This is a genomic window from Nocardiopsis sp. CNR-923, from assembly GCF_001942255.1.
Lineage (GTDB): Bacteria > Actinomycetota > Actinomycetes > Streptosporangiales > Streptosporangiaceae > Nocardiopsis.
Window position 1 is genome coordinate 1 of sequence record NZ_MKKC01000077.1, and the last position, 12,576, is coordinate 12,576.

At 70.7% G+C, this 12,576-nt stretch carries 5 protein-coding genes and 4 pseudogenes; 7 read left to right on the plus strand and 2 right to left on the minus strand.

The genetic code is table 11. The features are described from left to right. Nucleotides 1-209: 209 nt before the first annotated feature. Nucleotides 210-1,178: a uroporphyrinogen decarboxylase gene (gene hemE / locus BJF83_RS11445; RefSeq protein WP_394329326.1), complete on the minus strand. Its 969-nt coding sequence runs from the start codon at nt 1,176-1,178 to the stop codon at nt 210-212. 340 nt (nt 1,179-1,518) lie between these two features. Here hemE and BJF83_RS11450 point away from each other — a divergent pair. The 6 genes and pseudogenes from BJF83_RS11450 (at nt 1,519) to BJF83_RS11475 (ending at nt 9,227) form a co-directional block, all read left to right on the plus strand. Continuing rightward, nucleotides 1,519-2,093 (plus strand): annotated as a pseudogene (locus tag BJF83_RS11450) (DUF3000 domain-containing protein). Between the two features lie 79 nt (nt 2,094-2,172). After that, complete coding sequence (locus BJF83_RS11455; RefSeq protein WP_262391472.1) at nt 2,173-3,435, plus strand: ribonuclease D; 1,263 nt, start codon at nt 2,173-2,175, stop codon at nt 3,433-3,435. 194 nt (nt 3,436-3,629) lie between these two features. Continuing rightward, nucleotides 3,630-4,684: pseudogene (locus BJF83_RS11460) on the plus strand (tetratricopeptide repeat protein). A gap of 193 nt (nt 4,685-4,877) precedes the next feature. After that, nucleotides 4,878-6,077, plus strand: coding sequence for an acetyl-CoA C-acyltransferase (locus tag BJF83_RS11465; RefSeq protein WP_075926273.1), 1,200 nt, complete (start codon nt 4,878-4,880; stop codon nt 6,075-6,077). Between the two features lie 71 nt (nt 6,078-6,148). Next, nucleotides 6,149-8,220, plus strand: a pseudogene (locus BJF83_RS11470) (3-hydroxyacyl-CoA dehydrogenase NAD-binding domain-containing protein). A gap of 146 nt (nt 8,221-8,366) precedes the next feature. After that, a complete protein-coding gene (locus BJF83_RS11475) occupies nt 8,367-9,227 on the plus strand; it encodes a hypothetical protein (protein WP_262391473.1) in 861 nt (286 codons plus the stop codon). A 93-nt stretch (nt 9,228-9,320) separates the two neighbouring features. Here BJF83_RS11475 and BJF83_RS11480 read toward each other — a convergent pair. Continuing rightward, nucleotides 9,321-11,550: pseudogene (locus BJF83_RS11480) on the minus strand (MMPL family transporter). A 147-nt stretch (nt 11,551-11,697) separates the two neighbouring features. Between BJF83_RS11480 and BJF83_RS11485 the strand changes: the two are divergent. Further along, nucleotides 11,698-12,489: a TetR/AcrR family transcriptional regulator gene (locus BJF83_RS11485; protein ID WP_075926274.1), complete on the plus strand. Its 792-nt coding sequence runs from the start codon at nt 11,698-11,700 to the stop codon at nt 12,487-12,489. Nucleotides 12,490-12,576 lie beyond the last annotated feature (87 nt).

Sequence of the window (12,576 nt, forward strand, 5' to 3'; positions counted from 1 at the left end):
GAGAGCTACGAGGCCGGGCTGCACCTATGCGGTGCGATGCTCTGGCTCCGCAGCATCGCACCGCGTCCATAATTCGAACTCCAGACAGGACCTAGTACCTCGGACACCTACCCTGCCGCGCGAAGGGCGGCGTCCACGGCACACTCGCTGGGAGGAGCCGAGGCGGGGTCAGCCCGAGCGGGCTGACCCCGCGTCGGACGGCCCCGCGGTCAGCGGGCGGTCTGCTCGTGCACGTAGGCGGTCAGACGCGTCAGCATGTCCGGGTCGGTGCTCGGCAGGACCCCGTGCCCGAGGTTGAACACGTGGCCCTCGGCGGCCCGTCCGCGGGACAGGATGTCCCGGGTCCGCCCGGCGACGACCTCCCACGGAGCGAACAAGGTCGCCGGGTCCAGGTTGCCCTGGAGGGCCCTGCCGGGCCCCACACGGCGGACCGCCTCGTCCAGCGGCACGCGCCAGTCGACGCCGACGACGTCGGCCCCGGCCTCACCGAGGAGGCCGAGCAGCTCTCCGGTGCCCACGCCGAAGTGGATGCGCGGCACCTCGTACTCGGCGAGCTGGCCGAAGATCCACGAGGTGTAGGGCAGAACGCAGGAGCGGTAGTCCTCGGCGCTGAGGGCGCCGACCCAGGAGTCGAACAGCTGCACGGCGCTGGCGCCCGCCTCCACCTGGGCGCGCAGGAAGCCCAGGGTGATCGCGGCCAGACGGCGCATGAGCTCGTCCCAGAGCTCGGGTTCCCCGTACATGAGCGCCTTGGTGTGCTCGTGGTTCTTGGAGGGGCCGCCCTCGATGAGGTAGGAGGCCAACGTGAACGGGGCGCCCGCGAAACCGATGAGCGGCGTGTCGCCCAGTTCGCCGACGAGTTGGCCGACCGCCTCGGTCACGTAGGGGAGGTCACCGGGCTCGACGTCGCGGAGCCGCTTGAGCCCGGGCGCGTCGCGGATCGGGTCGGCGACGACGGGACCGACGCCCGGCTTGATGTCGAGGTCGATGCCGACGGCCCGGAGCGGGACGACGATGTCGCTGAAGAAGATCGCGGCGTCGACGCCGTGGCGTCTGACCGGCTGCATCGTGATCTCGGTGATCAGGTCCGGGCGCGAGCACGCTTCGAGCATGGGCACGTCAGCGCGGACCTGGCGGTACTCGGGCAGGGAGCGCCCGGCCTGGCGCATGAACCACACCGGAGTGTGGGACACGGGCAGCCCTCGGCAGGCGCGGAGGAAGGGAGAGTCTTGAAGCGTCACACCTTGATCGTGCCATGCCGGCTCCGGTGCTCTCGTTCGGATCACCGGACCGTGACCCGGGCTGGCACGCAAGTCCGGTGCGCCGGGCGGCGCGAACGGTTCCAAGATCATCACAAAACACCGACACGCCGCGCGAACTCCGTACTGACGAAGGTGACTCGTGCCACGGTCGGTTCCGTTCCCATCAACTGGCCCGCACCCCGGTGTCGGTCGGCTGGCTATGCCCGCACGGCCTCCGGGACGTGATCACCACAAGATGAAGGCTGACGTTTCCACCATGCCTGATGTCGGTAGCGCCGAGAACGCGCACGAGACGTTCCGGCGAGCGGTCGAGGCGCTGCACGGCCCCTCCGTGCGCCCGGAGATCGCCGTGCGGGAGATCCCCGCCCCCCAACGGCTGGCCCCCCACTCGGCCGCCGTGTCGGCCGAGGTGACCGTCCAGGGCGAGGAGATCGCCTGGGGGCGGCTCATCGTCCTGTTCGACCCCGAGGCACCCGCGACTGGCCCGGGCCGTTCCGGGTGGTGTGCCAGGTCAACTCCGAACTGGAGTCGGAGATCGCCGCCGATCCCCTGCTCGGGCCGGTCGCCTGGAGCTGGCTCACCGACGCGTTGGACGCGCACGGGGCCGCCCACCACACGCTCAGCGGCACGGTCACGCGGGCCACGACGGAGGGGTTCGGCACGAAGTCCGCCGAGGGCGCCACCACGGAGGTCGAGATGCGCGCCTCCTGGACGCCCGATTCCGAGCAACTGTCCGCCCACGTCAACGCCTGGTTGACGCTGCTCGCGTCGGCCTCGGGGCTGCCTCCGCTGGACGTCGCCGACATAGCCCGGCAGCGCTCCCGGTCCTGAGCCGGACCGGGGTCGTCCCAGGCCGGTGGGACCCGGTCCTCGTTCCGCGTCCGGTGGCCACAGCGCATACCGTAGTGGTGTGGCGAACGCGTTGAACTCCAAGACAGAATCCCGCGAACCAGGAAACGACGACGCTGAGAAGGCGCCTCTGCTGCGGGAGCCGCGCGAGGGGCTGCCCGACGTCACCTCCGACGACGACACGCTCGCCGGTGTGGTCGCGGCCGTGTCCGCGGGGACTGGCCCGGTGGCGGTGGACGCCGAACGCGCCTCCGGGTACCGGTACGGTCAGCGCGCGTACCTGGTCCAGCTGCGCCGGGAGGGTTCTGGTTCGGCGCTGATCGACCCGATCGCCTGCCCGGACCTGAGCGCGCTCGACGCGGCGCTGGACGGGGCCGAGGTGGTCCTGCACGCGGCCCACCAGGACCTGCCGTGCCTGTCGGAGGTCCACCTGCGCCCGCGGAGGCTGTTCGACACCGAGCTCGCCGGGCGCCTGCTCGGGTATCAGCGCGTGGGGTTGGGGTTCATGGTCGAGCGCTTGCTGAACGTGCGCCTCGCCAAGGAGCACTCCGCCGTGGACTGGTCCCAGCGGCCGCTGCCCGAGGACTGGCTGCGCTATGCCGCCCTGGACGTGGAGATCCTCATCGAGCTGCGGGACGCGCTGGAGGAGGAGCTGGTCGAGACCGGCAAGCTGGAGTGGGCTCACGAGGAGTTCGCGGCCGTGCTCGCGACACCGCCGAAGGAACCGCGGCCGGATCCGTGGCGTCGGACGTCTGGCATCCACCGGGTGCGCAACCAGCGCTCCTTGGCCGCGGTGCGCGAGCTGTGGTATGAGCGGGACCGCATCGCCCAGGAGCGGGACGTCTCGCCCGGTCGGGTGCTGCCGGACGCCGCGATCGTGGAGGCCGCGGCCGCGATGCCGCGCACGTCCGGCGAACTGACCGGGATACGGCAGTTCGGGATCAAACTGGCGCGGCGCTACCTCAGTACGTGGATCAGGGCCGTCAACCGGGCGCGGGACATGCCCCAGACCGAACTCCCCCGGCCCAACGCGCCGGGCGACGGGCCGCCCCCGGTGAACCGGTGGTCGGACCGGGCCCCGGAGGCCGCTCGGCGTCTGGAGGCGGCGCGCGCGACCGTCACGGGGATCGCCGAGGACGTGGTGATGCCGACGGAGAACCTGCTCCTGCCGGACACCGTCCGGCGCTTGGCGTGGGCGCCGCCGCGGTCGGTGGACGCCGACTCGGTGGCCGCGTTCCTGCGCGAGCGCGGCGCACGGGACTGGCAGGTGGGTCTGACCGCGGAAGCCCTGGCCACGGCCCTGTTGGGAGCCGAAAAGGGCTGACTTTTACCCCCGCTTCACCCACTTAACCCCAACGTGACCGAACTCACCTGGCATGGGGGGCGGTTCACGCCTGTTCTCGCGCCGCGTGTCCGATTATGTTATGGAAATGTGCCTCGAGCACCGGGGGCGATTGACGAAGGCGACGTTCCGCGGCGGTGTCCGCCGCGGGAGGCGATCAGGGAGATGTGGTGAGTCTGCTGGCGTTCTGGCGTGCGCTTCTGCGCGAAACCGGCCTGTCCCGAGCGGACAGGACGCGCCCGGCGTATACCGCCGTGCCCGCTCCCACGGGCCCGTTCGAGGACACCGCGGGTGAGTACGTGCGCGTGGTGGGCCCGGCCGAGGACTCCGCCACGGAGACCGCCGAGCCGCTGCCGCGCCGACCGGTCCCGCGGGCCGCCGACCCCGACCGGGCCACCGTGAGGTCCGCCGCCCCGGCTCGAACCGCCGCCCCGGCCCAGGCCCCGGCCGCACAGTCCGGGGGAAAGCGCGCGGCGTCGCTGGAGCGCACCCTTCAGTCGCTGGTGGAGCGGCACGGCACGGAACACCCGGACACCATCACCGCTCGCAACAACCTCGCGACCAAGTACGCGCAGATGGGTCGGCGTCATGCGGCCGTGCAGCAGTTCCAGCTGGCTCTGGGCGAGGCCGTATCGGTGCACGGAGACGAGCACCCGCGCACCGAGATCATCCGCGAGAACCTGGCCTGGGCGCTGGAGGACGCGGGACAGCCCGCCGAGGCCGCCGTCCAGTGGGAGATCCTGCTGCGCGAGCGCGAGGAGCAGTTCGGCCCCGCCGACGAGGACACCGTGGAGGCGCGCAGCCACCTGGCCGCCTGCTACCGGCGCGACGGCCGACTGGACGCCGCGATCGCCCACTACGAGCGGGCGATCGCGGACGTGGCCACCACCGAGCGGCGTGAGGAGCTCCGGTTGGGGCTGAGCACGGCGCTGAGCCTGGCGGGCCACTGCGAGGACGCCATCGGGCAACTGCGCACGGTGCTGCTGGCCCGTCGCCGCCGCCTGGGCAAGGGCCACCTGGAGACGCTCGGCGTGCACCACCGGCTCGGCCGGACGTCACGCAGGCGGGCCGCCCGGACGAGGCGGTCGAGGTGCTGCGCGACGCCTACCGCGTGGCGCTGAACTCGTCGGGCGACCCGGAGGTGCGGCGGCTGACGATGCGGCTGCGGCGCGACCTCGCGGGCGCGTACAACGCCGCGGGCCGTCCCCGCGAGGCGGACGCCCTGCTCTGAGTTCGATGGCGGAGGGGCGCGCGGATCCGGTCCGCGCGCCCCTTCGCCATGTTTCCGAGCCCGTCCCCGCCCGCCGGTGGACCCTTACGACAATCCGTTCGAGGTGGGCGCCGCCATCGCTCGCGTTATTTGTTACTGGCGAGTAGCATGAGGGTGACAAATCCGTTCCACCGCCTGAGAAGGAGGGCCCATCGTGCCGCGAACCGCACGCGACGTCGTGTTCGTCGACGGGGTCCGTACCCCGTTCGGCAAGTCTGGCAAGGGTCTCTACGCGCAGACGCGTGCCGACGACATGGTCGTCCGCGTCATCCGCGAACTGCTGCGCCGCAACCCGGGTCTGCCGCCGGAGCGCGTCGACGAGGTCGCCATCGCCGCCACCACCCAGATCGGCGACCAGGGCCTGACCATCGGCCGCAGCGCCGCCATCCTGGCCGGGCTGCCGCAGAGCGTCCCCGGCTACGCCGTCGACCGCATGTGCGCCGGCGCGCTGACGGCCGTCACCACCTCCGGCGCGGGGATCTCCTTCGGCGCCTACGACGTGGTGATCGCCGGCGGCGTCGAGCACATGGGCCGCCACCCCATGGGTGAGGGCGTCGACCCCAACCCGCGCTTCCTCTCCGAGAAGCTGGTCGACCCGTCGGCCCTGGTCATGGGGAACACCGCGGAGAACCTGCACGACCGCTACCCGACCATCACCAAGGAGCGCGCCGACGCCTACGCGGTGCGCAGCCAGGAGAAGGTCGCCAAGGCCTACGCCGACGGCAAGATCCAGCAGGACCTCGTCGAGATGGTCGTCCGCTCCCTGGAGAAGGGCTGGGGCCTGGCCACCGAGGACGAGCCCCCGCGGCCCGGCACGACCATGGAGTCGCTCGCCGGCCTCAAGACCCCGTTCCGCGCCCACGGCAACGTGACCCCCGGTAACGCCGCCGGTCTCAACGACGGCGCGACCGGCGCGCTGCTCGCCGCCGAGGACGTCGCCGCCGAACTCGGCCTGGACGCCCGTATGCGCCTGGTCGACTTCTCCTTCGCCGGCGTCGACCCCGCCGTCATGGGCGTCGGCCCGGTCCCGGCCACGGAGAAGCTGTTCGCGCGCCAGGGCATCTCGATCGACGACATCGGCATCATCGAGATCAACGAGGCCTTCGCCGTCCAGGTGCTCGCCTTCCTGGAGCACTTCGGCCTCAGCGACGACGACGCCCGCGTCAACCCCTGGGGCGGAGCGATCGCCGTCGGCCACCCGCTGGCCTCCTCTGGCGTGCGTCTGATGATGCAGCTCGCGCGCCAGTTCGCCGAACGCCCCGACGTCCGCTACGGCCTGACCACCATGTGCGTCGGCCTGGGCATGGGCGGGACGATCCTGTGGGAGAACACCAACTACGAGGGGGGCAAGTAAGAATGGCCATCGAGCAGTCCCACCCGTCACCCACCACCACCCTCAACGGAGACGCTTCGCGTCACAGTTCTATGCGAGAACTCTTCGGCTCCGAGGTCGTCACCCAGGCGATCGCCCGTGACGTCCAGCTCCCCTACGGGGCGGGCACCGCGGTCCTGATCACCCTGGACAACGGGCATGACCACACCAAGCCGAACACCTTCGGCCCTGGCGGTCTGCTCAGCCTGGACGAGGCGATCGAGGCCGCCAGGGCGCGGACCGACATCGTGGCCGTCGCCGTCACCGGCAAGCCGTTCATCTTCGCGGTGGGCGCCGACCTGACCGGCGTACCCGCGGTCCAGGACCGCGAGCAGGCGCACGCCATCGGCAAGCTCGGGCACGACGTGTTCCGCAAGCTCGGCGAACTGGACGTGCCGACGTTCGCTCTGGTCAACGGTGCCGCCATGGGGGGCGGCGTCGAAGTCGCGCTGCACTGCACCTACCGCACCGTCTCCTCGGGCGTCCCGGCGTTCGCGCTGCCCGAGGCCTTCCTGGGCCTCGTCCCGGGCTGGGGCGGAACCTACCTGCTGCCCCACCTGATCGGCGCCGAGAAGGCCCTGAAGCTGATCGTCGACAACCCGCTCGCCCAGAACAAGATGATCAAGGGCAAGCAGGTCTTCGAGATGGGCATCGCCGACGCGCTCTTCGAGCCCGCGACTTCGTCGAGGAGTCGCTGCGCTGGGCAGCAAAGGTCGTCAAGGGCGACATCACGGTCGAGCGCCCCGAGGTCGACAAGGGCGAGGCCTGGGACAACGCGGTCAACATGGCCCGGTTCACCGTCGAGGGCAAACTGCACGGCGCCGCCCCGGCCCCGGCCCGAGCGGTCGAGCTGGTCGCCGAGGCCAAGAACCGCACGCGTGACGAGGGCTTCGCCGCCGAGGACGACGCACTCGCCGACCTGATCATGAGCGACCAGCTCAAGTCGGGCCTGTACGCGTTCGACCTGGTGCAAAAGCGCGCCAAGCGGCCCGCGGGCGCCCCGGACAAGCAGCTGGCGCGCAAGGTCACCAAGGTCGGTGTCGTGGGCGCCGGTCTGATGGCCGGGCAGCTGGCCCTGTTGTTCGCCCGCCGCCTGGACGTGCCGGTCGTCATGACCGACCTGGACCAGGAGCGCTTGGACAAGGGCGTGGCCTACGTCCACGGCGAGGTCGACAAGCTGCTGGGCAAGGGCCGTGTCAGCCAGGACAAGGCCAACCGCCTCAAGGGCCTGGTCACCGGTTCGCTGACCAAGGACGCCTTCGCCGACGCGGACTTCGTGATCGAGGCCGTCTTCGAGAAGATGGAGATCAAGCAGCAGGTGTTCGCCGAGGTGGAGGCCGTGGTCTCCCCGGAGGCCGTCCTGGCCACGAACACCTCCTCGCTGTCGGTCACCGAGATGGCGTCCAGGCTCCAGCACCCCGAACGGGTCGTGGGCTTCCACTTCTTCAACCCGGTCGCCGTCCTGCCGCTGCTGGAGATCATCCGCGGCGAGAAGACCGACGACGCCGCACTGGCCACGGCCTTCGCCACGGCCAAGCAGCTGAAGAAGACCGCGGTGCTGTGCAAGGACGCCCCGGCGTTCGTCGTCAACCGCCTGCTCACCCTGTTCATGGGCGAGGTCCTGGCGGCCGTGGAGGAGGGCACCGAGCCCGAGGTCGCCGACCGCGCGGTCTCCCCCCTGGGGCTGCCGATGTCGCCGCTGATGCTGCTCCAGCTGGTGGGTCCGGCGGTGGCGCTGCACGTGTCCGAGACGCTGCACGAGGCCTTCCCGGAGCGCTTCGCGGTGTCCCCGCAGCTGGCCGAGGTGGTCAAGGCCGGCAAGACGCAGATCTTCGCACCGGACTTCAGCATCGACCCGGAGGTGAAGGCTCTGCTCAGCGGCGGGACCAACCCGTCCGAGGAGAGCGCGATCCTGGACCGGGCCCTGCGTGCGCTGGCCCGCGAGGTCCGCGTCATGCTGGACGAGGGCGTCGTGGCCGAGCCCGCCGACATCGACCTGTGCCTGATCACGGGCGCGGGTTGGCCGTTCCACACCGGCGGCATCACGCCGTACCTCGACCGCTCCGGTGTGTCCGAGGCCGTGAACGGCAGGCCGTTCCACGAGGGCGCGCTCAAGGCGCTCTGACGGCCGTAGGACCCTGGACGGACCGGGCCCGGCTCCCCTCGGGGGCGCCGGGCCCGGTCCTCGTGTCCGACAGCCACGATTCCGAGATCCCGAACAATTCAGCTACGCGTTCATACTGACAAGTAACCCTGTGTAATGTCTGACGTGTGGCAATCACCCCTGAACACCAGATCTACGCCGAACTGTTCGCCGAGTCCCCCGACATGGCGGTCGAGTTCCTGCGCGAGCGCGACGTGCGCGTCCCGGAATACGAACGCAGTGAGATCACGTCCTGCGACCTCGGGCACGTCGACCCGGTCGAGCGCCGGTCCGACGTCGCCATCCTGCTGCGCGGCGAGGGCCCCAAGGGCCTCCACGACTCCCTCATGGGCGTCATCGTGGAGGTGCAGCGCGACCCGTCCGAACGCAAGCGCTTCACCTGGCCCGAGTACCTGGCGTGCCTGCGGTCCCGACACGAGTGTCCGGTCGCCCTGCTGGTCATCTGTCCACGCCAGTCCGTGGCCGATGACTACGCCGGACCCATCGAACTCGGTCATCCCGGGTTCGTGCTGCGCCCGCTCGTGATCGGGCCCAAGGACATTCCGGTGGTCACCGACCCGGCCACCGTCGCCGCCTCCCCCGCGCTGGGGGTCCTCTCGGCGGCGGCGCACGGGGCCAGGAAGGCGGGCGTCCTGGACGCCCTGAACAGCGGTTTGGACAAAATCGACCCGGAGAAGGCGGCGAAGTACATTGGTTATTCGCTGCACCTGCTCGCCGACACCGACGGACAGCAAGCCCTGGAGGCGCTCATGATGGCGAACACGTTCGACTACCACAGCCCCTGGGTGGACAGCCTCAGGGCGGAGGGCGAGGCCAGGATGCTTCTGCGCGTCCTGACCGCTCTCGGCGTCGAGGTGACCGAGGACGCACGCGCACGTATCACCGGCTGCGACGATGTCGAACAGCTCGAAGCGTGGGCCGACCGCGCCCCGGACGTCAGCACCGTCGACCAACTCTTCGCCGAGTAGCGGCCCACGGGCCCGGCGCCCCGCGCGGGCACCCCCGCAGGAGGAGCCCGCCAGAACGCCCATGCCGTGGAAGCCCTGACGGGGGAACGCGTCCTAGAGGCGCTCCAGGGTGCGGACGGCCCGCGGGGCGGTGGGGGCGGCCCCCGGCGGGGTGTCCTCCTCCGCCCCGCCCTCGGAGATGCCCACGCGCTCGTGCAACCAGCGCAGCGGTCGCGGCAGCCACCAGTTGAGGTCGCCGAGCAGCCGCATGGTCGCCGGCACCATCACCGCCCGTACCAGCGTGGCGTCCACGACCACGGCCATGGCCAGGCCCACTCCGATGATCTTCAGGAACAACAGCCCCGAGGCGCCCATGGCCACGAGGACGACGACGAGCAGCAGCGCGGCGCTCGTGATGATCCGAGCGGTCCGCTGGAGCCCCGTCGCGACCGCGTGGGTGCTGTCCCCGGTCCGCAGGTATTCCTCGCGCACCCGGCTGAGCAGGAACAGCTCGTAGTCCATCGCCAGGCCGAACGACACGACGGTGATGAGCACCAGGTAGGTCGGGTCGATGGTGCCGACCGCGTCGAAGCCGAGCAACCCTCCGAGCACCCCTTCCTGGAAGGCCAGGACCACCATGCCCAGGGAGGCCCCGAGCGACAGGGCGCCCATGAGCACGGCCTTGACCGGCAGCACCACGGAGCCGAAGGCGAGGAAGAGCAGCAGCACGGTCGCGCCGGCGACGAACGCCACGGTCGTGGGGACGGCGTCGACGATCGCCGCCACGTTGTCCAACTGCCGCGCCGCCACGCCGCCCACGAGGGCCTCCTCGGCGCCCTCGGGCAGGGGCTCGCCCCGGATCTGGCGGACCAGATCGGCGGTCTCCGGATCGTCGATCTCCCCCTCGTAGGCGACCAGCACGTGCGCGACTCGGTCACCGGCTCGCTCGACCTGGGAGAGCTCCACGAGCGATGACAGTTCCTCCAGGCGCATGGCGTACTCGTCGAGATCCTCCTCCGCGACGTCCCCGGTGACGGCGATGTGCAGGCGTCCCATCCCGCCAGCGGGAAAGTCCTCCTCCAGCGCCTGCGCGGCGATCCGGCTGGCGGCGTCCTCGGGCAGGTACCGCTGGTCCGTGGCGCCCAGCTGGGCGGCGGACAGGCCGGAGCTGAGGAACAACAGCACGCCGCCGACGGCGACCAGGGACACCGCCGGGCCCCGCATCACCGTGCGGGCCAGGCGGGCCCACGCCCCGGCGCCGTCGTGGACCGCGCTGGCGACGGTGCGCGTCGCAGGGCAGTCGCAGCCGGTCGATCCGCCTCCCCACCACCGACAGCAGCGCGGGCAGGAACACCAGGGCCGCGAGGAGGTCGAACACGACGACGGCGATCCCGCCCCAGCCGATCGACTTCAGGATGGGCTGGGGGAAGAACAGCAGACCCGCGAAGGCGATGCCGACAGTGACTCCGGAGAAGGCGACGGTCCGCCCGGCGGTGTCCACCGTACGGCTGATCGCGTGGGCGACGGAGTTGCCGCGGTCCAGTTCCTCCCGGAAGCGGCTGACCATGAACAGTCCGTAGTCGATCGCCAGGCCCAGGCCGAGGATGGTGGCGACGTTGACCGCGAACACCGACACCTCGGTCACCTGCGTCAGGGCGCGCAGCAAGGTGAGGGAGCCGAGGATGGCCAGGCCTCCGACGCTGAGCGGGACCAGGCCCGCCACGACCCCGCCGAAGATGAGGACGAGCAGGAACAGCAGCACCGGAAGGGTGAACAGCTCGGCGCGCACGATGTCGCTCTCGGCTGTCGCCGACAGTTCGTTCTCCACGCTGATGGGCCCGCCCAGGTGTGTCTCCAGAGGCCCGGCCTCCAGGATCTCGGCGACCTCCTCGAACTGGTGCAGACGGTCGGCGTGCGTCTGCCCGCTCAGGGTCACCGGCACGTAGGTGGCGTGCTGGTCCTCGGAGACGAGTATGCCGCGTTCGACGTCGCTGAGGCTCTCGTCCAGGTAGACGTCGTAGGACGTGACCAGCTCCCCGGGAAGGTCGTCGGTGACGCGCCGCACGGCCGCGGCGAAGGTCGGGTTGGTCACCTGCGTCTCGTCACTGCGGAAGACCGCCACGACGTCGACGTCGTCGTGGCCCAGCTCCTCCTGGATCAGTTCGGTGGCGCGGGTGGACTCCGCGTGCGGATCCTCGAAGCCGCTCTCGCTGACGTCGGAGAAGACCCCCGATCCCCAGACGACGGCGAAGAGGGTGAAGAGACCGGTGGCCACCAGCGTCCACCACCGCCGGCGGTGGACGGCCAGCCCCAGACGGCCGAACAGGCCAGCGTGTGTCGGCATGCGTCGCCCTCTCAGTGAATGCTCTTGGTGGTGAACGGCGTTTGCTAACGGTGTTCACTAAAGCGTGCACCCGTTACGATGTCAATATCGCCGACGAGCACCACAGCGCCAGCGAGCTGGCGCCGGAGACGGGGTGTAGCGCAACCCATGACGCAACCGCAGGTCGCCCGAGGGCAGGTGGAGCAGGTCGGACTGAGCCGCCGGGAACGTGTGCGCGAAGCCACACTCTCGGAGATCAAGGCGATCGCCCGACGGCACCTCGTCGAACACGGCCCCTCCGGGGTCTCCCTGCGCGCCATCGCCCGCGAGATGGGCATGACCGCGCCCGGCCTGTACCGCTACGTGTCGGGGATCGACGCCCTGCTCGTCGCGATCACGGTTGAGATGTTCGACGAACTCGGCGCCGCCGTGGCCGCGGCCGACGCCAGCGTCCCCGACGAGGACACCGACCGACGCATCCGCACGTCGCTGCGCGCCTTCCGGACCTGGGCGGTCGGCCACCGGAGCGAGTTCGCGACCATGTTCGGGCCGCGACCCCACGTGGATCCGAACGCGGACACCGCCCCGGCGATCGAGGCCGCCCGGCGCTTCGCCGCGACCTTCTACACCCTCTTCGACCGGCTGCTGGCCGAGCGCCGCTTCGCCCTGCCGGACAGCTCACACCTCACTCCCGAACTCGCCCGCGAGCTGCGCTCCTTCGCTGAGAACTGCGGTTTCTCCGCACCGCACATCCCGGTGGAGGCGGTCATGGTGCTCAGCTCGTGCTGGGTACGGCTCTACGGGGTGGTGTGCATGGAGGTCTTCGACCAGATGAGCGTCGTGATGGACGACATGGAACCACTCTTCGAGTCCGAGCTTCACACCGTGTTGACGGGCTTGGGGGTGAGGTACGAGCCGCCGGAGAGCACCGCACCCACGGCCGTCAGTGCACCCGATTAGGCCTCATACTGGATGTTCGCCTTACATGCCGGATTCGCCCCCGCGGATCCGGCTATCTCCAGCGCGTGTCGGCACGAGAGCGAGGAC